We start from the raw sequence: 23,795 nt of genomic DNA on the forward strand, positions 1-23,795 counted from the left end.
TGTCAAGCGTGTCTGGGCTTTCCTGCATACCGTTCTGAAGCCATCGACTTACCATGTCCGAACAGGATAGGCAGTCAGTCGTGCGCGCTCGCGTAATTATCAATACTACCTTCATGTTTAGCTTATTTATTAGAAGACCGCTTTTGTCAGCGGTGATATCCGTACTGATTACGTTACTGGGTTTATTGGCGCTCAGTGGCTTACCCGTTACTCAATTTCCTGATATCGTGCCGCCCTCGGTAACGGTAACCGCCACCTATACAGGGGCGAATGCCGAAGTGTGTACTAAAGCGGTAGCGACTCCGCTGGAACGAGCGATCAATGGTGTACCGGGCATGACTTACATGAACAGCGTTTCCAGTAACGACGGCACGACGTTGATCCAGGTTTTTTTCAACGTAGGAACCGATCCCGATCTGGCGGCTATGAACGTCCAGAACCGGGTAACGTCCGTTCTGGACGAATTGCCTGCGGAAGTGATTAAAGCCGGGGTAATTACCGAGAAAGAGGTAAACAGTATGCTGCTCTACCTCAATCTGGTGAGTACTGATCCCGATATGGACGAGAAGTTTATTTACAACTTCGCCGATATCAATATTCTGGCTGAACTAAAGCGAATCGAAGGCGTAGGCTTTGCCGATATCATGGGGGCTCGGGAGTATTCAATGCGCGTGTGGCTGAAGCCAGACCGGATGACAGCCTACAATATTTCGGCGGAGGAGATAGTCGAATCGATTCAAAAGCAAAATGTCGAAGCCGCTCCGGGTAAAGCGGGTGAAAGTGCCGACCGAAGTCCGCAGGTGCTTCAATATGTGATGCGCTATACCGGCAAGTTTAATCAGCCTCAGCAGTATCAGAATCTTGTTTTACGGGCTAATCCAGACGGATCAATACTGCGCTTGAAAGATGTAGCCGAGATCGAATTCGGATCAGCCGATTACAGCGTAACGTCAAAAACCGATGGGCGCCCGTCGGCTTCGATTATGCTTAAACAGCGGCCCGGCTCGAATGCGCGTGATATCATCAATAACGTAAAGAAACGCATGGCCGAGATTAAGGAAACTTCGTTTCCGCCCGGCATGACCTATAACTTTGCCTACGACGTATCGCGCTTTCTCGATGCATCGATTCACGAAGTTGTTCGTACGCTTCTGGAAGCCTTTGTGCTGGTGTTTATTGTCGTTTTTCTGTTTCTACAAGACTGGCGGTCTACTCTGATCTGTGCCTTGGTAGTGCCGGTCGCGCTGATTGGGGCCTTCGCCTTTATGAGTCTGATTGGTTTCTCGATCAACCTCTTGACCTTGTTTGCACTCGTGCTTGCCATCGGGGTTGTGGTCGATGATGGTATTGTGGTTGTCGAAGCTGTTCACGCCAAAATGAGCGAGGAGCACCTTCCGCCCCGCGAGGCTACGATGGAAGCCATGAAAGAAATCAGCAGTGCCCTGATTGCCATCACGCTGGTCATGTCGGCGGTCTTTGTACCGGTGGCTTTCTTGGCGGGGCCTGTCGGGATTTTTTATCGCCAGTTCTCGCTTACCCTGGCGGTCGCTATTCTTATTTCGGGTCTGAATGCATTGACGCTGACACCCGCTCTGTGTGCACTACTTTTACGACCGGCCCATGATCATGCTCCAACCGGCTTGCTGGGTCGGTTTTTTGCGGGCTTCAACCGGGGTTTCGACGCCCTGACCGGTCGCTACCAAAAGCTACTGAGAAGCGTTGTGCGTCGAGGAGTCGTAACGATTGCTATGCTGGTGTTATTCGCGGGTGGTACCTGGGGAGTTAGCTCTTTGCTGCCCAGCGGCTTTATTCCAACCGAAGATCAGGGCATGATCTACGCCAACGTAACAACGCCTGCCGGAGCAACGGTGCAACGAACCGAAAATGTGCTGGATAAAATTCAGCAGGTAGCCTCAAAGATGGACGCCGTTGAAAACGTATCGACCCTGTCCGGATTTAGCCTGATGACCGATGGAGCGGGCGCTTCGTATGGAATGGGAATGATCAATCTTAAAGACTGGAAAGACCGGGGACAGTCCGTCGACGATGTTATTGCCGCGCTGGAATCCAAAACTCAGCACATTCAGGATGCCAGCATTCAGTATTTTTCTCCGCCGACGGTACCTGGTTTTGGTAATTCCAGCGGTTTTGAGCTACGGATGCTGGATCGCACCGGATCGGGCGATTTGCAGAAGACAAAGAAAGTAGCCGACGGATTCATTGCGGCCCTGAAAAAGCGGCCCGAGATTGGCGATGCTTTCACCAGTTTCAATCCGGATTATCCGCAATACATGCTGCACGTCGATCAGGACAAGGCTGCGCAAAAAGGGGTATCGATTGACAATGCGATGAATACCCTACAAACGTTGATGGGAAGCCTGTACGCCACCAACTTTATTCGCTTCGGGCAAATGTACCGCGTCTTTGTGCAGGCGGCTCCTGAGTATCGCGCCAAACCCGAAGACGTTTTAAATCTTTACGTGAAGAACGACCAGGGTGAAATGGTGCCTTATGCCAACTTCGTTACCCTTGAGCGCGTGTACGGGCCAGAGCAGCTGACGCGCTACAATATGTATACATCGGCGCTCATCAACGGGGAAGCGGCAAAAGGGTACAGTAGTGGGGATGCCCTGCGCGCAGTCGAGGAAGTTGCCAGCACGACCCTGCCGCGTGGTTATTCGTTTGAATGGTCAGGTATGTCGCGCGAAGAAATTCTGTCGGGCGATCAGGCAATCTATATCTTTCTAATCTGTCTGGTCTTTGTCTACCTGTTGCTGGTTGCCCAGTACGAAAGTCTGTTTTTGCCCTTGCCCGTACTGCTGTCTTTACCTGCCGGTATATTCGGTTCGTTTTTGTGCCTTCAGCTTGCTGGCTTACAAAACAATATTTATGCGCAGGTAGCGCTGGTGATGTTAATCGGTCTGCTGGGAAAAAACGCGATTCTGATTGTTGAATTTGCCAATCAGCGTCAGCAGGAAGGGTTATCCATTGTTAAAGCGGCAATAGAAGGTGCTGTTACCCGGCTAAGACCGATCCTTATGACATCGCTGGCATTTATTGCGGGCTTGATTCCTCTTTGTATGGCGTCGGGCGCTGGTGCGTTGGGAAACCGCTCTATCGGGACAGCCGCTGCTGGTGGAATGTTTATAGGAACCGTATTTGGCCTTATTCTAGTCCCTGGCTTGTACGTTTTGTTTGCTACGCTTGCCCTGCGGTTCCAAAGCAAAAAGCTTAAGCTGGACGACGATCTGATTTTAAACGCCTTAGCCAAGAAAACCAAAATCAGCGATTCCAACAATTAACACGTATAACTTCTGGCTTACGGCTTGGCACTTACGTCTGTAAGCCAGAAGTTATACGATTATGTGTTTTGTAACTAGCTGTAATGTAGCATTTTATCGTTTAATTGTGCTTTGTTCGATGTGGTATATCCCGTTGTTTAGGTTGTCTTTCCTTATAGATAGTACCGTCTAGTAAATTTGAAATTGTCAATTACCATACTATAAGCCAAATAATTTACTCCTTGAGCGAGCAAATTCCTTATTATTTAAGGGTTTTAGTGAATATTGCTAGTTATCTATATAAATGTTTCTACTAATGATGTACGTACAATATCTGTTTAAACAATCTGGTGTTGTAACCGTTAGTTGACTTATAAAATTCTGTATTATCTTTGTTTCTACAATAATTCACACCGCCGTTAAAAAGCATCAACACATTTGCTATGAAAAAGGCCAAGGTAGCGGATGAGCAGTTAGTAAAAGCATTCCAGGGAGCAAACGAAGAGGACTCTTTCGAAGCGCTTTACAACCGCTATGTTACTAAAGTTTACCAAAAGTGTTTGTCCATTACCAAAGATTCTGAAGCTGCTCAGGACTACACACAGGATATTTTTCTGAAGGTATTCAATAAGTTAGATACGTTTCAGAACCGCTCTACTTTTTCCACCTGGCTGTATTCGATTTCTCATCACTACTGTCTTGATCAACTGCGGTTGACCAAGCGGCTTAACATGGAATCCCTGTCGGACGAAATCATAAGCGGAGTGGCGGAACCCGAAGCTCCCGTTTCCGTTGAAAACCAACTACAGGTGTTGGAACGGGTTATGAACGACTTATCGCCCGACGAAGTAAAGCTGCTTCGGATGAAACACGAAGAAGGGCTAAGCGTCAAGGAGATCAGCTCGTATTACAACATTTCGGAAAGTGCAGTTAAAATGCGCCTGAAACGGACGCGCGACAAGCTACAGGAACTATACCTCAGCCATTATTAGTCAAGTGTTACCCTACCGTTCTAGGTTAAGGGTAGCAAGCCTACTGCTATGCGTGAGTTTGATCTATGTATTCCAATCGCTCAATTTTCTAGACACTTGTTCCGAAAGGTTGTTTAGTTGGTTATTGAGTTCATGTTATACATAAATCATAACTACCATGGCAGATGCACCCGTTCAATTTCAACCCGGCGATCAGGTAGCTTTACTTGAAGGCGGGCCGCCGATGACGGTAAAAGCAGTAAACGATGACGGTCGAACTGTTACGTGCGAAAGTAGCAGCGAAGACAAGCCTAGTCAACAGGATTATGATGCAACGAAGCTCACCAAGCTTACCAGCGGTCAGGAGTTAGGAGCAAAATCATAAGAACCACTGAAAACGTCAGTCGCATCAGGACTGACGTTTTTTTGTACGTAAAATGGGGAATCACCACATGTTTGCTTTCATAAAAACGTCGGCTCATAGCATTGCCGACGTTTTTATTATTAAGCTGTGCATCTGTTGACTAGAAGTGATTAGTGGCTAAAAAGAGTTTTGAAAATGTAAGCTGTAAAGCTATTTATAGAGTAACGAAATGCTTGTTTTCTAGCTATTCTATTGATTAAAGAGTAATAATTTGATACTACCATCTTCTAACCGCTTACTCAAACGTATCTACACTTAATTAGGTAATAGAACACGTATAATTAAATGAAATATGTGTACAATATGCTGTGGGACAACTGTTTATTTCGCCAATGGAGTCATTGAAAATATTGTAAATAAAGCGTTTATCCAACCGATAAATAAGAGCTTAAATAAGCGAGTTTGTAAAGCAAAACGAATATAATTTAATTTGTCCCCAGTTTTACATAAACAGTTATACCACATGAAAAAATTTCACTTTTCGTTTTTGTTCGTAATAGCCCTATTGTTGAGCACTCAATCATTTGCCCAATTAGCTATTGATAAAGGCACTAAATTTATAAACCTTGGTATCGGCGTAGGCGGTTACGGTTACTACTCTGGTGGTGGTGGTATTGGCCTAAATGCTGCTGCGGATTTTGGCGTGGCTCCAAATATTACCGTCGGTGGTGTAGTTGGTTATAGAAGTTATGGCAGTGTTGCATCATACAACTATAACTCGTTTGATATTGGTGCCCGAGGCTCTTACCACTTTAATCAACTGCTCAATCTGACTACCGATAAAGCCGATTTATACGCAGGTTTAGGCCTTTCTTACTTCTCGTTTTCTTACGGTGGTTTTGCTGACAATTATGGAACCGTGTATGTACCTGTTCATGTGGGTGGCCGTTATTTCTTCAGCGAAAAATTAGGTGCTTTTGCAGAGTTAGGCTCCAGCTTAGCTACACTGAAACTAGGACTTACGCTTAAACTATAAGAATCAGGTATCATACAAAAAGCGGGCATCTAACAGTAGATGTCCGCTTTTTGTATGTAAACCAGACTATTTGCTAGCTATTTCCTTCAGATTGCGGACGCCCATGTTCCATAGAATGAACGAATAAATATCAGCGGTTGTCTCGATATTCTTTTTCGTGTTACTAGCCCCGTGTCCTGAATTGGTATCGATACGAATCAGCACCGGGTTCTGGCCTTTATAAACCTCCTGCAACGTAGCCGCGTATTTAAACGAGTGCGCAGGAACAACCCGGTCATCGTGGTCGGCGGTGGTGATGAGCGTAGCCGGGTAGTTGACTCCCGCTTTCAAATTATGAATAGGCGAGTACGCGTATAATGCTTTAAATTCGTCGGCGTTGTCGCTGCTGCCATAGTCGGCAATCCAGTTCCAGCCAATCGTGAATTTGTGAAACCGAAGCATATCCATTACACCCACCTGCGGAATAGCAACCCGAAACAGGTCGGGCCGCTGATTGATCACTGCACCCACGAGTAACCCACCGTTTGAACCGCCCTGTACCGCAAGCTTCGCGGGACTGGTATATTTCTGCGCTATCAAGTATTCGGCAGCTGCTATAAAATCGTCAAAGACATTCTGCTTCTTGAGCTTCATACCCTGTTCGTGCCATTTCTCACCATATTCGCTGCCGCCCCGCAAGTTGGCCTGAGCATACACGCCACCCTGTTCCAGGAAAGGAATTCGTAACGGACTGAAGGCCGGCGGAAGGCTAATATTAAAACCGCCGTAGCCGTACAAAAGCGTCGGGTTGGTACCGTCGAGTTTTATTCCTTTTCGATAGGTCAGAAACATAGGCACTTTTGTGCCGTCTTTGCTGGTGTAAAAAACCTGCTTCGTTTCGTAATCGGTTGGTTTGAAGTCTACCTCCGGTGCCCGAAATACAGTGCTTTTGCGGGTAGCTATATCGTAGCGATAGATCGTTGGGGGAAACGTAAAAGAGGTGAACGTGTAGAAAACGAACTTATCGTCTTTCTCACCGCCGAATCCGCCTGCTGAACCAATGGCTGGCAGTTGAATGTCGCTTTCCCGCTTTCCAGCGTAGTCGAATACCTCAATTTTCGACGTCACGTCTTTTGAGTATTCAACGAATAGTTTTCCCCCGGCTGCGCTAACGCTACCTTCAGCAATTGGCTCCGGTTTTTCCGGAATCAGTGGCGAGAAAGCTTTTGTCTTTGTCGAAAAGGCTACGACCTTGCTATTGGGGGCTTTTTCGTTCGTTAAAATCAGTAGGCGGTCGCCGTCGTTGTCAATGACGCCATAGCTGAAATCGGTTATTTCTTCGACGACCGGTGTAAACGTCTTTTGACCGGATTTCGAATCGACAAAAAGCAACGCGTTACCATCTTTACCCTTGCCCCGATCGCTAATGCTCAGCAGCAGGAAGCGTTCGTCCTCCGTTGTGCTGGCAATGTGGAAGCGCTGCGGATGTTGCGGATCTTCGTAAACCAACCGGTCGGCTGACTGTGGGGTATTCAGCTTATGATAATAAACCTGGTGGTTTTCGTTTTTAGCCGCCAGCGCACTGCCTTCTGGCTTTGGGTACCGACTGTAATAAAAGCCGTCGCCCTGCCAGGCCGCGCCCGATACCTTTACCCACTCGATCTTGTCGGAAAGATACTGTTTGGTAGCCAAATCCATTACCTGATACTCCTGCCAGTCGGAACCGCCCTTCGACAAACCAACTACGGCGTACTTACCATCTTTGGACAGCGAAAACGCACCCAACCGGGTTGTTCCGTCAGCCGATAGTTTGTTGGGATCGATTACCAATTCAGGTTTTCCGTCAAGCCCTTTCTGACGGTACAGCACCGATTGATTCTGTAATCCGTCGTTTTTTGAAAAATAGAACCATTCGCCTTTCCGGCTGGGCGCTGAGTATTTTGGGTAGTTGTAAATTTGCTCGAGTCGGTTCTGAAGTTGCTGCCGGTACGGAATTTGTCCCAAGTAGTCAAACGTGACTTTGTTTTCGGCTTTGACCCATTCGGCGGTTTCCGCAGAGCGGTCGTCTTCCAGCCAGCGGTAAGGATCGGCAACCGTCGTACCGTGATAGGTATCGGTCTGGTCAACTTTTTTCGGTTTAGGGTAGGCTAAAGACCCGCTAGTGGTATTGCCTTCCGATTGAGCCAGAGCCGCAGATGAACTGAGCATAAGCGATAAATAAACAAGGTTGAGAGAACGCATAAAATGAGGAGCCGTTGATGAGAGGCAACGTACTACGAAGAACGGTTTAGAAAACTGAAATTACAAGTTAGCTTTTACAATCGGCTTCCTGCCGTTTTGATCATTGGCATACGTATTGATCCTACCGAATCGATTGATACATAGAAAAATGTACCTTCATTTATAGGTAAGAATGCGATTGATTCCTCAAAACGTACTTATTCTTTCACTAATTTTGACTAGTCTATCGGTGACCTTGTTGCCGTAAGGCTTTTGTTAGCGAGGAAAAGCCGGTTGCTTTTGGCGCTACCTCAGTTTTCGTAGTAGCTTAGACTAACTTTCATGTCCACATTTACTAAATGGGTCCTGTTGTTGATAGGACTACCTTTTTTTGCGGTTGCTCAGCTTCAAATTACACACCCAATGTCGCGTCTGGTCGTTCAGCGCGGGGCCGACGGCAACGGGCGGCTTTACCTGTCAGGACGGTTACCAAGCGCCGTAGATCGGGTAGAGGCTCAGCTTGTACCCGCCAACGCCGGGCAGGGAACAGCAACCGACTGGCAGGTTGTACAAAGTAATCCAACCAACAATATTTTTCTGGGTTACGTAACTGGTTCCGGCGGCTGGTATGTGCTCAATGTCCGGACCATCGTTGGCGGTACGGTAACGTCACAAGCGTCAGTACAGCCTGTTGGTATTGGCGAGGTGTTTGTTACCGCCGGTCAGTCAAACTCGCGGGGATTGGGTATTGGCGACAACGATCTCGGTACGGCAACCGACCGCGTAAATGCTATTGATTCGATTAACCATTCGTATCCGCCTGGAGCAAAATCGCTGGTGTCATCTGGCGATCCGATGCCTGTGCCTGTATACAAGCCCCTGACAGCTGGTCGAAGAGTCTTCCCAATGGCCGAAAGTTCCTGGGGGTGGGGTGAATTAGGTGACTACATTGTTAATCGTTACAATGTACCGGTTGCCTTTTATGTAGCGGGCTGGGATGGATCGACCGCCGAAAACTGGTATAATACCGCCAATGGCATTCCAACCTGTAATCGCTACTATTGCGTAGAGAACTGGGCTAATTTGCAGCCTTACACAAACCTGAAAAATGTACTCCACTACTACAATTCAATTGCTGGTATTCGAGCTGTCCTTTGGCATCAGGGTGAGGCTGAATATAGCTTTCCCGATGGTACATCAAGTATTCCGTATTACTACGATCGACTAGTCGGGATCATTCAAAAATCTAGACAGGATTTTGGCGGGCGGTCAATGCCGTGGATGGTAGCCCGTGCTTCGTTCGATGGTACTGAGTTTCGTCCAGCCGTGATCAATGAGCAGCAGCGAGTCATTGATACGCAGGGGCTAAATGTCTATCAAGGGCCTTACAACGATACGATTGTCAACCGAAAATCTGGAGGGAACGATGTTCACTTTGGCAATCGCTATCGTCCTTCCCCACATCCCCGCTACTATCTGAATCCATCGTCGATTCCAGCCGATATGGGCCTTTCTCGGTTTGCGCGTAACTGGAATAACAGTCTCAATAATAATTTCTTTCAAAACGCCCAACCCATCACGCCTACCCAGTTTGCTGTTACAGGAACAATAGCCGACTATGTCCGGCCTGGAGATAACTTATCCGTGGCGTTTGCTACAACGGGGGCATTCGGGGGGGACAATCAATGGCAGGTGCAGTTGCTTGATTCCCTTGGTCACTACGTATCGGTATTGGGTAGCGGAGCCGCAAGTCCAATCACGGTAAAACTGCCTGACAACCTTCAACTAGGAAGCCATCTTCAGGTACGGGTCGTTTCTACATCGCCATTCCTGCCCGCTGTTCCATCCAATTTTTTTCAGATTAGTCTAACCGCAAATCAGGCGGATGTTAGCCTGGCCATGAGTGTTAATCAGCGCTTGACAGACCTAAACAGCCCCGTTACGATTAATCTTGCCGTACAAAATAGTGGTCCGGGAAAGGCGGAGAATGTTGTCGTCAGGAACCGGCTGCCTGATAATTTAGCTGTTGTTTCAACGTCGGGCTTGTCACTCAACGGTAGTGTGCTGACCAGTAACGCGCTGAACCTTGATCCCGGTACAACACAGCTAATCAGTTTTGTGGCTCAACCAACCGCCGGTGGTGTGTACACAAATGCCGCCGAGATTGCGCAGGCTACATCACCCGATCCCGATAGCCAGCCCAACTCGGGTACGGGTGACGGGCAAGATGATATGGCCGTGATTGATTTTCGGACAAAGCAGACGGGTTCTGCGCAGTTCACGTCGCCGAATCCAAATCAGGTGCCTTTACCAGCGGTTCAAAGTAATCAGCCGGCTCCTGACCCTGCCAAAGCGGATATTAGCTTGCAACTGTCGGTCAGCAACCGGGCGCCGTCGGTCAACGACATCATTACGTATACAATAACCTTGTCGAATGCCGGGGGCTTGACGGCGACTGGCCTGGGTGTAACGGCTTATTTGCCCACTGGTCAAGAGTTTGTACCGGGGGATGATCTGGCTGCGGGCAATGGTGGATTTACCGGAGGTATCAGTAGCCTATCCCCGAACAGCAGTTATACGTTCCGCTTTAAAGCAAGAGTTACTGGTGCGAGTACGGGCGTTTGTTCGGCACAGCTTACGGCTTCAAACCAGCCCGATCCCGATTCAACGCCAAATAACGGAATAACGAATGGCGAAGATGATACTGCTCAGATCGATATTCGGGTAAGATAAAAAACAAAACATGATGAGGATTTAGCCGTGTATGTCTTTGTGCTAGAGAGGCATGGCAAATAGAGCATAGAAACGAAACCGCCGTTTGCCCATCAATCGGAGATGATGAATCCGTGGATTAGTTGGGGCGTAGTTGGAGTAGCGGTTATGGTTACGCTCTCGTCGTTTCTTGGTGTTTTCGAGGATCGGGTGGATTACAATACCCAGATCAAGCCGTTGCTCAATAAGCAATGCATAGCCTGTCATGGCGGAGTGAAAAAAGCATCTGGCTTCTCCTTGTTGTTTGAACACGAAGCGCTCGCTCCGGCTAAATCGGGCAAACCAGGAATTATTCCCGGCGACGCCGATGCCAGCGAAATGATCCGGCGGCTGACGCTGGATGATCCTGACGAGCGCATGCCGCTAGAGCATCCAGCGTTAAAACCCGATGAGATCGAACTGCTGCGCAAATGGATTGATCAGGGCGCTGAGTGGGGTGATCATTGGGCGTACCAAACCGTCGAGAAGCCTGACGTTCCCAAAATCGGTACGTTTCTAAGCCGCCTGGGTATTACGGAGAACGATGAAACAAAGTGGGCCAAGAACGAAATCGACCATTTTGTTCTTCAAAAACTAAAGTCTGAGGAGTTAAAACCATCGCCGGAAGCCGACCGTGCAACGCTGATTCGTCGCGTGTCACTTGACCTGACCGGATTGCCGCCAACCGAAAAAGAAGTCACGAATTTTATAAATGATCGATCACCGGATGCGTATGCGAAGGTCGTTGATCGGTTGTTAGCCTTACCAGCTTATGGGGAACGTTGGACAGGGATGTGGCTTGATCTGGCGCGTTACGCAGATACGAAAGGGTACGAGCGTGATCCGGGGCGAAAAATCTGGCGCTACCGTGACTGGCTCATCAAAGCGTTCAACGATGATAAACCGTTTGATCAGTTTACCATTGAGCAGCTAGCGGGCGATCTGCTTCCAATGCCGACCGACGCGCAGCTTATCGCGACGGGCTTTCATCGAAACACGATGAACAACGATGAAGGGGGGACGCAGGACGAGGAATTTCGTACGGCAGCCGTGCTTGATCGAGTCAATACGACCTGGGACGTGTGGCAGGGCACTACCTTTTCGTGCGTACAGTGTCACAGTCATCCGTACGATCCGTTCGTTAACGAAGAGTATTACAAGTACCTCGCTTTTTTCAACAACACCCGCGACGAAGACGTAACCAGCGATACCCCGACATTGCGATTCTATTCCTCCACGGATTCGCTTAAATTAGTCAGCTTACGACAGTTTATTGCCAGAAGCGTTGCTGATCAGCGGCAGGCCACTGTCCAGGCGGATTACTTCACGAAACTAGCCCGAACGGTTGAACCGAAAATCAATTCGCATGACTTCGATCAGTTCGTCAATGCTTCGCTACTAGACGCTAAATATTTTGGTTTTCAGGACAAAGGCTCGGCCCGGATCAAGAACGTAACGTTAACGGGGCGTCCTCGATTGTTGATCGCCTGGGGGACAAACGCGCCGAACGCAACAGTCACGTTTTATAGTGATAGCCTGAAAGGAACGGTGCTGGCCACCGCTCCCGTACCGAAAACGGGTAGTGCCGGCAACGATACCGTTCAACTGATACCCTTACCAGTTGTTCGGGGAAAACACCATCTTTTCATGGCGCTCAGTAGCCCGAAAGCGCCCAAAGAATGGGTACAGATAAAGTGGGTTTCCTTGCAGCCCTCGCTTCCCGGTCAGCCGCTACGTGCCATTGGAGATCAGGATAAACTGCTGCTCGAGCTTTTGAACGCCAGTCCCGAGCAAACACCTATTATGCTCGACGGTTCGAGTGATCTGGCGCGGGAAACGCACCTTTTTGAACGCGGTAACTGGCTGGTAAAAGGAAAACGTGTAACGCCCGACGTGCCGAAGGCTTTCCCCGCTATGGAGTCAACCTTACCGAAAAACCGCTTGGGATTGGCGCAGTGGATGGTTAATCGGCAGCATCCGCTGACAGCGCGGGTAGCGGTCAACCGGTTCTGGGAGCAGCTTTTTGGAACAGGAATTGTTGAAACGGTAGAAGATATGGGCACGCAGGGCATTCCGCCAACCCACCGCGAACTGCTGGATTACCTGGCTACCGAATTTATGGAAACCGACAGGTGGAGCGTGAAAAAGCTGCTGCGAAAAATGGTCATGTCAGCTACGTATCAGCAACGATCCGGGGTCTCGGCGGAGCTACTTGCTAATGATCCGTTCAACAAACTACTGGCTCGCGGGCCTCGCGTTCGGCTGTCGGCGGAGGCTGTACACGATCAGGCGCTGTCGGTTAGCGGCTTGCTGAGTGCTAAAATGTATGGGCCGAGTGTTATGCCGGTTCAACCTGACGGTATCTGGCAATCACCGTACGACGGCGAATCATGGAAGCAAAGCACCGGCGACGATTTGCACCGCAGGGCTTTATACACCTACTGGAAACGGACTGCTCCTTATCCATCGATGATAACGTTTGACAGTCCCAGCCGTGAATTTTGCCAGTTACGCCGACTCCGAACCAATACGCCATTACAGGCTCTCGTCACGCTCAATGATCCCGTGTATATAGAAGCTGCTCAAAAGCTGGCCGAATACATGCAGCGGAAGGGTCGTCTACCCGAAGCACAGATACAGGCCGGCTTTCGGCGGGTAACAGTGCATACGCTGACGCCTAAAAAACTGGCGGTGTTGACGCAGCTTTACCGAAGTACCGAACAGCATTACCGGCAAAATCCCGACGAAGCCCGCAAGTTGATGGCTAGACAGGATGCTACTCCGCAACTGGCAGCGCTAACCGTAACGGCCAATACGCTATTGAATCTGGACGAAGTAATTACGAAAGAGTAGGAGAACAAAATACGCTATGGATAAGCTCCGCAACGAACTTCAGCAGACAGCAGCCGAACGGGAGACCCGGCGACATTTTCTGCACACCTGCTCGACCGGGCTGGGCGCAATGGCTCTTGGCTCGCTGTTGGGTGGTTGTGGTTTTTTTCGTTCCGACAACCCAACAAAACGTACGACCGGAACGGCTTTGTTAGCGGATGAACCTACTGCTCCTCATCCGTCCCACCGTCTGCCGAGTGCCAAACGGGTAATTTATATTCACATGGCTGGTTCGCCAAGCCAGCTGGAACTGTTCGATTACAAACCAGAATTAGTCAAATACAACGGTAAAGATTGTCCGCAGGAGTTGCTGGAAGGTAAGAAGTTTGCCTTTATCCGGGGTGTTCCCAAAATGCTGGGCCCACAGGGAAAGTTTGCCCAATACGGTCAGTCGGGCGCGTGGGTGTCTGATTACCTGCCCCACTTTCAAAAGGTTGTTGACGATGTTGCCTTCCTGAAGGCTATGCATACCGATCAGTTCAACCACGCGCCCGCTCAGTTGCTTATGCACACCGGTAGCGCGCGCCTGGGCCGACCCAGCATCGGCTCCTGGGTAACGTATGGATTAGGTACGGAAAACGACAATCTGCCTGGTTATATCGTCTTGGCGTCGGGGGGCAAGCAACCGGATGCGGGGAAGTCGATTTGGGGAAGCGGTTTTCTCCCGACCGTTTATCAGGGTGTTCAATGCCGTACCGACGGTGATCCGGTGCTGTACGCGTCTAACCCGGCGGGCATGGATCGGAACATCCGGAAGCAAACGATTGACGCGATCAGCCAGATCAATCAGCAGCAGTACGATGACGTTAAAGACCCGGAAATACTAACCCGCATTTCTCAGTACGAACTGGCATTTCGAATGCAGATGTCTGTTCCCGACGCGATGGACATCAAAAGCGAGCCGCAGTATATTCTCGACAGCTACGGTGTTGATCCGAATAAAGGGTCGTTTGCCCGAAATTGTCTGCTGGCCCGGCGGCTGGCTGAGCGGGGCGTTCGATTTATTCAGCTGTTTGACTGGGGCTGGGATACCCACGGAACGAGTGCCGACGGTGCAATTGAAATTGGATTACGAGATAAATGCAAAGAGTCAGATCAGGCCGTTGCTGCACTGTTGAACGACTTGAAACAACGGGGTTTGCTGGATGATACGCTGGTGGTTTGGGGTGGCGAATTTGGTCGAACGCCCATGCAGGAAAACCGTGACGGACAGGTCTTACCTTTCATGGGCCGCGATCATCACCTGGATGCATTCACCGTCTGGATGGCGGGCGGTGGAATAAAACGTGGTTTTTCGTACGGCGAAACCGACGATATCGGCTACTACGGCGTGAAAGATAAAGTTCATATTCACGATCTTCAGGCGACCATTCTACACACGCTTGGCTTTGACCACACCAAGCTGACGTATCAGTTTCAGGGGCGGCCATTTCGGTTGACCGATGTGGCGGGTAAAGTGGTTACGCCTGTGCTTGCGTGAACCAATTAGCTAGTATCTGGACTTTACTGGTCGAGAATTACTTGAATTATGGTGCGTATCTTTCTTATTCATGGGTATGTCGAAGACCCCACTATTTTCGACAAACTCATTCCGTTATTACCTGCTGCTAATTTTGTCCGGATTAATCTGGCCGATGAATTCGAGCGTTGGGCACCTCGCGGGCCTGTCAATGTCCGGTTGCTCGCCCAATACCTGACGGATTACTACCAGATTACGGCGGATGATGTAGTTATTGGCCACTCGATGGGAGGCTGGGTAGCGATCCACATCAAACAGCTAGCGAAGGCGAAAGCAATACAAATAGGTTCGTTTACCGACCAACGAAGAATACGGCTGCCGCTGCACAACTTGCTTTTGCTAAAGGGATTACTTTATTCAGGGATTACGCAAAGCCGCTTGCTCCTGAATTATTTTCGCAAACAGTACCCGTTTCCTGAATCCTACGACTTGTACTGCACCCTTACGGACGGCATGAAAACCATGAGCCGACGGTATCTTTACCAGCAGCTTCAAACGCTATTTGCGCAGGTGCCTTCCTTAACGGTTTCGCCGGATTTGCGCATTCACGCCCGCCGGGATAGTATCGTAGCGCGCCCCAGCGAACCGTTCGTCGAAGTACCCGGTGATCATTTCAGCCTCGTTTTCCACGCCGAAAAAGTAGCCGAACCCATTCGGGAGTTACTGGCTACGTCAGGATCGCGCTAAAAAGACGACCGCGCCGATTCGCACACAAGCGTAAAATTGACGCCGTTATTCCAGTACTTTAGGAACCTCGAAGAATTGCTCGTCGTGTTGCGGAGCGTTGGCGAGTGCTTTCTCACGGGGAAGGTGCTCGCCAACAACGTCGTCGCGCAGTACGTTGACTTCGGGCGAAATATGCGTCAGTGGTTCGACGCCCGTGGTGTCTACTTCGTTGAGCTGCTCCATCCAGGTCAGTACGCCGTTGAGGCTTTTCAACAGCTCAGCTTCTTCTTCGGGCCGAACGTCCAGCCGGGCCAGGTGCGCAATTTTGTGTAAGGTTTCCTGATCTACTTTCATGGTTTCTGTTGCTGGAAATCCCGTCTGGATTTCAGTTTATCTCTTAACGATCTGATAATTGGGTCGATGATTGACCGGCCGCGCTGGTGTCTGCTGACTGACTAAGTTCCGCATCAATAATCCGATATGTCTCTTCGCGCAGCCAGGCCACATTTTCCTGGGTCAAACCTGTCGTCGAGATAGGTGGATGGATTACGGCCCGAAGCGGAAACCGGTGCATTCTGACTTTTTCGGTGTCAGGCAGGATTTTGTAATTCGTCAGCAAGGTGATGGGTACTACCGGGACCTGCTGCTGAATCGCCATAATAAATGCGCCATCTTTAAACGGGTGGTGCATTTTAGGCGGCTCTTTTGCCCGGATGCCTCCTTCGGGAAAAATCATGATGCTTCGGCCCGATGCTAGTGTTCGGATTGATTTCGCTAGTGAATAAGCCCGGCTTTTGGCCTGTTCGCGATCTACCTGAACGTGCAGTTTAGCGAACATGTATCCTAACAACGGAACATGTTTGACTTCGCTTTTTCCGATGAAGGCGTAATAGTTTTTGACAATCACACCCATTGCGGCTATATCGAGGTACGAGAAGTGGTTGGCGCAAAACACGTACACTTGCCTGGGGTCCGGTTTAAACCGCCGTTCGACGTGAATCGAGATGCCGATGCCAGCAAAAAACAGAATACCCCAGATGTAATTAATCGTATGCGCCAGGGGTTTCCATTGATCGCGCTGTAAAAACACAAACTGGATCGGAAACAAGATCAGATACAACGCTACGAAATAAACAGCGCACCAAATCGTATACAGAAGCCGCATAGGTGGTTGAACCGCACTGGCGAACGGATTCGTATGATTTGCGTGCGCAACGCTGATTTATACCATTTCCATCAGCCAGGCACGCAAATCATACGGATTCCTACTTTAAAATTAGTGTTTGAAGTGTCTGACGCCGGTTGTAACCATCGCCAGACCGTGCGCGTTGCAGTAATCAATCGAGTCTTGGTCGCGAACCGAACCACCCGGCTGAACCACCGCCGTGATCCCCGCCTGACCGGCAATTTCAACGCAGTCGGGGAAGGGGAAGAACGCATCGGAAGCCATCACCGCGCCGTGCAGATCGAACCCAAACGAACTCGCCTTTTCAATAGCCTGCCGCAGCGCGTCTACGCGCGAGGTTTGACCGACGCCACTAGCCAGCAACTGGTTTTTATTCGACAGTACAATTGTGTTCGACTTCGTATGCTTGCACACTTTCAGGGCAAACTCAAGCGCTTGCAGTTCGTCCGCCGTCGGTGCTTTTTGGCTAACTACCTTAAAGTCGTCGGCCGTTTCGGTCTGATTGTCTTTGTCCTGTTCCAGAACACCATTCAGGATCGTTTTGAACATGACCGTTGGCAGGGCAACCGACTTGCGTTTCAGGAGAATCCGGTTCTTTTTCGATTTCAGCAGCTCTAACGCTTCGGGCGCGAAGTCGGGCGCGATCAGAATTTCCATGAACAGTTTGTTCAGCTCTTCCGCCGTTGCCCGGTCGACCGTCGTGTTGGTGATGATTACACCGCCAAACGCCGATACCGGATCGCAGGAGAGCGCTCTGAGGTAAGCGTCCTGAGCCGTTGCCGCAGTAGCAATACCACAGGCGTTGGTGTGTTTGATAATCGCGAACGTACTGCCTTCCGATGCTGCAAACTCGTCAATCAGTCCGACGCAGGCATCTACGTCCACGAGGTTGTTGTACGAAAGCTCTTTGCCGTGCAGCTTGTCGAACATCGCGTCCAGATCACCGTAGAACGTCGCCTGCTGGTGCGGGTTCTCGCCGTAACGCAGGTGGTTGGCCGGTAGGTTTTTGAAGTCGTTGATGTCGGCGGCCGACGGAGCTTTTTGCGTTGATTCCTGATCGTCTTTGGCGAAGTAAGCCTGAATAGCAGTGTCGTAGTGCGACGTTACAGCAAACGCTTCTTTGGCGTAGAAACGACGATCGCTCAGGTCCGTTGCGCCGTTTTTCTCCGTCAGCAGTTGAACCACGTTGGCGTACTGATTTCGCGACGAGACGATCAGCACGTCGTTATGATTTTTGGCAGCCGCCCGGATCAGCGAAATACCACCGATGTCTATTTTTTCAATAATGTCCTCATCCGACGCGCCCGATGCTACCGTTTCTTCGAATGGATACAGGTCTACAACGGCCAGGTCGATGGGCGGAATCCGGTGCCGCTCCGCCTGGGCAAGATCTTCGGGCAATTCCCGACGGTAAAGAATCCCCCCCATAACGGCTGGGTGAAGCGTTTTAACGCGACCGCCGAAAATAGACGGGTATCCGGTTAGATCTTCAACGGCGGTAACAGGAATACCGAGTTGTTCGATGAATGCCTGAGTGCCTCCGGTTGAGTACAGCCGCACGTTGTGTTCGTGCAGAAGCCGTACGAGTGGTTCGAGACCATCTTTGTAATAAACGGAGATCAGTGCAGAGGAGATTTTAAGAGACATGCTGTCGGGTGAAACAGCGCTAGTGCTGCTTCTGAAATTTAGTGATCAACACAGGCCAATCAACAACGAAGCCAACCCCGGACGTTTGTGGCCCGGTATTCGTGGTGCGGCCTGAAGCACAAAGATAACCAAACGTCTTAACTTTGTCTGCCCAAGCACGAAAGCCTGAACTTGCCGCTGGGCACTATCAATGAGTACATTCAAAAAATTAGCCAGCGATACGGCGCTGTACGGGGTTAGTACCATTCTGGGACGGATGCTCAATTTTGCGCTGGTGCCGTTACAAACCTATGTTTTTACGCAGCCCGGTGAGATGGCCTCCAATGTGGAGCTGTACAGCTGGGTTGGTATTTTGCTGGTTGTCTACACGTTCGGTCTGGAGACCGCTTTTTTTCGATTTGCCGCCCGCTCCAACAAGTCGGGTAATCCTGACGACCGGATGAAAGTTTTCAACGAGACACTTAGTATCGTGCTGGTCATTAGTGCACTATTCACCACACTAATTATTCTGCTGACTCCGCAGATTGTGGTTTGGCTGGATTATCCGGGTCAGCAGCTGTCCGTGATCTGGGTCGCGTTTATCGTTGCTATTGATGCCATTATGGCGATTCCGTTTGCGCGGCTGCGGGTCGAGAATCGGGCGCGTCGGTTCGTTCAGGCCAAGATCATCAACATCTTTATCGTTGTTGCACTGAACGTCTTCTTCCTGGTTATTTGCCGAGATATTTATAACGAAAAGTACCTGACATTCCTCAAACCCGCTATCGACCTGATCTATTACCCGAGCATTGGACCCGGTTATATTCTGCTCGCTAACCTGCTGGGAAACGCCACGTATTTCGTGCTATTGCGTGATGCCTTTGCGGGGTTCCACTTCCGACTGAAAAAAGAAGAAGCTGCGGTTATGCTAGCGTACGCTGCTCCGCTAATGTTGACCAGTCTGGCTGGGCTAGTAAATTCCATGACCGACCGGCTGTTTTTGCAACATCTGCTTCCCGAAGGCTTTTATCCGGGCAAGACGAGCAAGGACGCGCTGGGTATCTACGGAAACTGCCTGAAACTGTCGGTATTTATGGCGCTGGTTATTCAGTCGTTTAAGTTTGCCGCCGATCCGTTCTTTTTCTCGCGAGCCGAAGATAAAAACTCGCCGAAGCTGTTGGCCGACGTTACCAAGTGGTTCGTGATTGTCTGCGTGCTGATCTGGGTGGGGGTGAGTCTGAACCTGGACATTGTGGGCTTTATGGTTTCGGAAAAATACCGCTCCGGTCTGTCGATTGTGCCATTCCTGCTGCTGGCTAACCTTTTTCTGGGTGTTTACTACAATATATCGTTCTGGTTCAAGCTTAGCGATAAAACCAAGTTTGGAACATTGATTACTGTTATTGGGGCGGGGATCACCATCGCTGGCAACATCATTTTGATACCTATAATGGGCTACATGGGTTGCGCCTTGGCCTTTCTTATTTCCAGCTTTGCGATGATGGTGATTTGCTACGTACTGGGCGAAAAGTATTATCCCGTACCTTATCATGTGCAGTCGGCGGTGGGTTACGTGCTGGCAGGAGGGCTGCTGATTTACGCGTCCCAGTACGTTAAGATTTCGGACTTATGGCTTTCTGTGCCCTACCATCTGGCGCTGTTTGGCTTGTTTTTCGCAGCTATTCTGGTCGTTGAGCGGGAAACATTTACACCCGTTCTAGCCCGACTCCGCCGGAAGAAGGGCAAAAATATATCCGTTCCTGAAGACCCGTCAGACGAACCGCTGATTCAAAAAGAATAATTACCTGTATGTGATGAACCCCTGTGGTGTTAGGTATTCGTACCTGAACCACAGGGGTTCATCATATACAGAGCCTCTTTAACGATTATCGTCTGGTCGTATATTCTCGTTGACGATACGAGCCGTCCGGCTGCGAACGGCTGACGTAATAAAGAAACCGACCGGTTTCCGTCCACTCGGATTGGTATTGGTAATGTTCGTTGGAACGTTAGCGGGTGGTGTTGCAAACAGTCCTCCGTTTGTAATTTGTGTTCGAAGCGCATCCCAGAAATTATAGGCTTCCAGTGATAACGACTGTACTTCTACCTTGACTTCCTCGTTGAGCGCATACAGGCTATCGGGATTAACCGACCGGCGAATGGGCTGGATAAATAATAAACCGTCGGTGTCGGCGCTTCCTCGAAAAGCCGCGTCCTGAACAATAATAATATCACGGGCTCTGGCCTGCAATGTACCATTCCGGTAATAGCGAATCCGGTAGTAGTCAACGGCGCCGGGAAGGTCGCGGGTGTAAAATTCGGCCCGGTAGCCTTCTACCTTGGAAAGCGGATTGATTTTGGTTTTTGCAAATACCAGCGAGTCAACGATGGGAACCCGATTGATAGCAGAACTCGCCCGGTAGGTTTCTCCACCCAGATTAATTGTAAGCTGATAAGTGCGGCCAACGTGTCCGAGGGTATCCGTCGTAGAAGCGGGTTGCCAGACGTAATAACCGTCGTTGTTTTCGTCCGTAAAAGCATAGGACTTACCGACATTATCCGTTACGATTACGGTTGCGCTTAGCGCGGCTGAGGGTGTACCGCTGTTAAAATAAGGGGCTGTTTGGGTCAGATGGATCGTTTGCGGACCCGGCTGGTCAGTAAGAATAGCATCGACCGACAGTTGCGTTGGACCAGTATCTAACTTGGCATCAATGACAGTCTCGCATCCTGACAAGCTACCCAGAACCAGCAGGCAAAGGACCAATGGATATAAAAACGAAAGTCGTTTCATGGACTAAAATGGCTAATGAGGTGTGTTCAAACGGGCGCGATGTACAACAGCCTCGTGAATTCGTTAGAATTTGAAGTTGTAGGTCACCGACGGAATAAGCGTTGCGAAAACTGAGTACTTGATCGCTTCCGTTACGCGGGGATTGTCTTCGTTTGGCTGGAAAAAGACCGAGAACGGATTCTTACGGGCGTAGACGTTATAGACGGAGAAAACCCAGTTGTCTTCTTTCCGCTTGCCGGGACGTTTCCGGCCTTGTAACGTGGCCGCCAGGTCGAGCCGGTGGTACGCCGGAATCCGGTAGTTGTTGCGTCCGTTTATGACTTGCCCTACGTAGCCCTGAAATTCAAATCGGTTGGTTGGGAATGTGGCGGGGGTACCGCTGGCTAAGGTAAACGTCGCCGAAAAATTCCAGCGTTTTGCCCGTGGCGGATCGAAGAGCAGCACCGATGTCAGAGTATGCCGTTTGTCGAAGCGCGTCGCGTACCAGTCACCGTTGTTGATGCCGGCGACCTGCCGTTCCGTTTTAGCCAGGGTGTAGCTAATCCAGCCGTTTACTACGCCCGTGTTGCGCTTCACGTAAAATTCTGCTCCATAAGCCCGACCCCGACCACTCAATAGTTCGCCTTCCAGGTATTTGTTTAAGATCAGGTTAGCGCCGTCGATGTAATCGATTTGATTTTGCAGCCATTTGTAATACACTTCAACGGAGGCTTCAAACTCCTGACCCGACCGGCCAAAGTTTTTAAAGTAACCACCCGCTATCTGGTCGGCAATCTGCGGACGGATATTATTTGTGGAGGGTGTCCAGATGTCCAGCGGTGTTGAAGCCGTGGTGTTTGAAATCAGGTGAATATACTGCGCCAGTCGGTTGTAACTCAGCTTGACCGAGCTATTGTCTCCTAGTTCATACTTAGCCGCAAAACGCGGTTCCCAGTTGCCGTAGGTCTGAATCGTTTTGCCGCCCCGGTAATCAAGCGTTGTCAGCACGTTCCGTCGTTGGCCGACGGGCACATCCGTCTGAAAAATGTACGCCTGACCTGGTCCGATGTAGTTGAACAACGAGTAACGAAGTCCGTACTGAAGCTGTAATTTGCCCGTAAGCTGCTGCTCGTTGCCAATGTACAGCGCGTTTTCTAAGCCGTATTTGCTTTCCAGCCCAAACGTGCGAATGGAGCCAGAACTGGCGGCTGTAGCCGTTCCGGGTTGAAAGTCGTGCAAAATAGACTGGCCGCCAAACGTGATTGTGCTTTTACCGAGAAACAATGAGAAATCGGGTTTGATACTATAATCGACGATGCGCGAGCCAGTGCGGAAAAAGTCGTTTTGCCGCTTACGCTTCAGGTCGGAGTCGAGCGAATAATCGTAGTTGCTGTAGTAGGCCGTAGTATTCAGAAACAAGCGGTCGCTGAACACGTGGTTCCAACGGGCTGAAAGGGTAGTGCTACCCCAGTTGAAGCCGAAATCAGAGCCAAACACATCACGCCCCAAGTAACCCGACAAATACACAATGTTCTTGTCGTTGATGCGGTAGTTGCCTTTGGCGGTCAGGTCGTAGAAGTAAAATTTAGCACCACGGAGATCACTGTTGAGGAATGGCTGCGCCAGAATATCCGCGTAGGAGCGCCGACCCGCTACGATAAACGAACCTTTGCCTTTGAAAAGCGGTCGTTCGTATGACAACCGGCTAAAAATAAGGCCGATACCGCCGTTTAGTTCTGGCTTTTTGGCGTTGCCTTCTTTCAGTCGTACGTCGAGAATTGACGCGATCCGACCGCCGTAGTTGGCCGGAATTCCGCCCTTAATTAGCTTTACGTCTTTAACGGCGTCGGGATTGAAAACGGAAAAGAAACCAAATAAGTGAGACGAGTTGTAGACGGGCGCTTCGTCTAAAAGTACCAGGTTCTGATCGATACTACCCCCGCGTACATTGAAACCTGTAGCGCCTTCGCCCACCGTTGAAACACCCGGTAAAAGCTGAATGCTGCGCACAACGTCAACTTCGCCGAGCAGCGCCGGAATCCGCTTCAGTGTTTTGACCTCAATCTGATTAACGCTCATGGCGATACTCTTTACGTTATCGTCTTCACGTTTGGTCGAAACAACAACTTCCTGTAGTTGCTTGCCTTCTTCGCTTAGTTCAAGATCAAGCCGAAGGTTGCGGTCGGTTAGTGTTACCGATTTATTTTGTTTCTCGTAGCCTACGTAAGAGATAATCAAGTTGTAGTTGCCGGGAGGAACGGTTACGGCGTAGAACCCGTAGTTGTTGGTTACGGCTCCGGTACCCGTTTCTTTTACGTAAACGGATACGCCAATCAAACCTTCACCGTTCGACGCGTCTTTAATATAGCCGCTTACTGTCAATTGGGCAGGTGCGGCTTTCCCAACACCCATTGTGTTCTGATCGGTCTGTGCCCGTACCGTACTGATCGGTATAAGAAACAGGCATAAGAGCCGGATAAGTACCTTGTTTTTCATTCGGTTGTTTGTAAATTACAAGCTAGAGGTTTTGT

Annotated in this window: 15 protein-coding genes; 9 read left to right on the forward strand and 6 right to left on the reverse strand. The window is 49.8% G+C overall.

Annotated elements, in window-relative coordinates; translation table 11 throughout:
- The first annotated feature begins 113 nt into the window (after positions 1–113).
- The 4 genes from M0L20_RS27730 to M0L20_RS27745 all read left to right on the forward strand — a co-directional run bounded on the left by M0L20_RS27730 (position 114) and on the right by M0L20_RS27745 (position 5,652).
- Positions 114–3,302 (forward strand): efflux RND transporter permease subunit, encoded by a 3,189-nt coding sequence (locus M0L20_RS27730; protein WP_248480428.1) that lies wholly within the window; start codon positions 114–116, stop codon positions 3,300–3,302.
- Positions 3,303–3,724: 422 nt separating this feature from the next.
- A complete protein-coding gene (locus M0L20_RS27735) occupies positions 3,725–4,273 on the forward strand; it encodes an RNA polymerase sigma factor (protein WP_232560547.1) in 549 nt (182 codons plus the stop codon).
- A 157-nt stretch (positions 4,274–4,430) separates the two neighbouring features.
- The gene (locus M0L20_RS27740; protein WP_232560548.1) at positions 4,431–4,637 is read left to right on the forward strand and encodes a YodC family protein; all 207 of its coding nucleotides are present in this window, start codon (positions 4,431–4,433) and stop codon (positions 4,635–4,637) included.
- A gap of 502 nt (positions 4,638–5,139) precedes the next feature.
- The gene (locus M0L20_RS27745) at positions 5,140–5,652 is read left to right on the forward strand and encodes a hypothetical protein (RefSeq protein WP_232560549.1); all 513 of its coding nucleotides are present in this window, start codon (positions 5,140–5,142) and stop codon (positions 5,650–5,652) included.
- A 66-nt stretch (positions 5,653–5,718) separates the two neighbouring features.
- Here M0L20_RS27745 and M0L20_RS27750 read toward each other — a convergent pair whose 3' ends face one another.
- Positions 5,719–7,839 (reverse strand): prolyl oligopeptidase family serine peptidase, encoded by a 2,121-nt coding sequence (locus M0L20_RS27750; RefSeq protein WP_435531852.1) that lies wholly within the window; start codon positions 7,837–7,839, stop codon positions 5,719–5,721.
- Positions 7,840–8,193: 354 nt separating this feature from the next.
- Here M0L20_RS27750 and M0L20_RS27755 point away from each other — a divergent pair, with 354 nt between their 5' ends.
- The 4 genes from M0L20_RS27755 to M0L20_RS27770 all read left to right on the forward strand — a co-directional run bounded on the left by M0L20_RS27755 (position 8,194) and on the right by M0L20_RS27770 (position 15,700).
- Positions 8,194–10,584: a sialate O-acetylesterase gene (locus M0L20_RS27755; protein WP_248480430.1), complete on the forward strand. Its 2,391-nt coding sequence runs from the start codon at positions 8,194–8,196 to the stop codon at positions 10,582–10,584.
- Between the two features lie 102 nt (positions 10,585–10,686).
- On the forward strand, positions 10,687–13,455 hold the full coding sequence (locus tag M0L20_RS27760) for a DUF1553 domain-containing protein (RefSeq protein WP_248480431.1): 2,769 nt from the start codon (positions 10,687–10,689) through the stop codon (positions 13,453–13,455).
- Between the two features lie 16 nt (positions 13,456–13,471).
- Positions 13,472–14,974, forward strand: a complete 1,503-nt coding sequence (locus M0L20_RS27765) for a DUF1501 domain-containing protein (RefSeq protein ID WP_248480432.1) — start codon at positions 13,472–13,474, stop codon at positions 14,972–14,974.
- 48 nt (positions 14,975–15,022) lie between these two features.
- Positions 15,023–15,700 carry an alpha/beta hydrolase gene (locus M0L20_RS27770; protein WP_248480433.1) on the forward strand — a complete coding sequence of 226 codons (678 nt, stop codon included), beginning with the start codon at positions 15,023–15,025 and terminating at the stop codon, positions 15,698–15,700.
- Between the two features lie 45 nt (positions 15,701–15,745).
- Here M0L20_RS27770 and gatC read toward each other — a convergent pair whose 3' ends face one another.
- From gatC to purH, 3 genes are all read right to left on the reverse strand, one after another.
- Positions 15,746–16,033, reverse strand: a complete 288-nt coding sequence (gene gatC / locus M0L20_RS27775; protein ID WP_248480435.1) for an Asp-tRNA(Asn)/Glu-tRNA(Gln) amidotransferase subunit GatC — start codon at positions 16,031–16,033, stop codon at positions 15,746–15,748.
- Positions 16,034–16,076: 43 nt separating this feature from the next.
- Complete coding sequence (locus tag M0L20_RS27780) at positions 16,077–16,844, reverse strand: lysophospholipid acyltransferase family protein (protein WP_248480436.1); 768 nt, start codon at positions 16,842–16,844, stop codon at positions 16,077–16,079.
- 111 nt (positions 16,845–16,955) lie between these two features.
- The gene (gene purH / locus M0L20_RS27785) at positions 16,956–18,512 is read right to left on the reverse strand and encodes a bifunctional phosphoribosylaminoimidazolecarboxamide formyltransferase/IMP cyclohydrolase (RefSeq protein WP_248480437.1); all 1,557 of its coding nucleotides are present in this window, start codon (positions 18,510–18,512) and stop codon (positions 16,956–16,958) included.
- Between the two features lie 190 nt (positions 18,513–18,702).
- Here purH and M0L20_RS27790 point away from each other — a divergent pair, with 190 nt between their 5' ends.
- Positions 18,703–20,292: a polysaccharide biosynthesis C-terminal domain-containing protein gene (locus M0L20_RS27790; protein ID WP_248480438.1), complete on the forward strand. Its 1,590-nt coding sequence runs from the start codon at positions 18,703–18,705 to the stop codon at positions 20,290–20,292.
- Between the two features lie 78 nt (positions 20,293–20,370).
- On the opposite strand, the gene M0L20_RS27795 is transcribed toward M0L20_RS27790, so the two are convergent.
- Positions 20,371–21,285 carry a DUF4249 domain-containing protein gene (locus M0L20_RS27795; RefSeq protein ID WP_248480439.1) on the reverse strand — a complete coding sequence of 305 codons (915 nt, stop codon included), beginning with the start codon at positions 21,283–21,285 and terminating at the stop codon, positions 20,371–20,373.
- Between the two features lie 63 nt (positions 21,286–21,348).
- Positions 21,349–23,676: a TonB-dependent receptor gene (locus M0L20_RS27800; protein ID WP_435531853.1), complete on the reverse strand. Its 2,328-nt coding sequence runs from the start codon at positions 23,674–23,676 to the stop codon at positions 21,349–21,351.
- Positions 23,677–23,795 lie beyond the last annotated feature (119 nt).

This window comes from Spirosoma liriopis, assembly GCF_023196085.1.
Taxonomy (GTDB): Bacteria; Bacteroidota; Bacteroidia; order Cytophagales; family Spirosomataceae; genus Spirosoma; species Spirosoma oryzicola.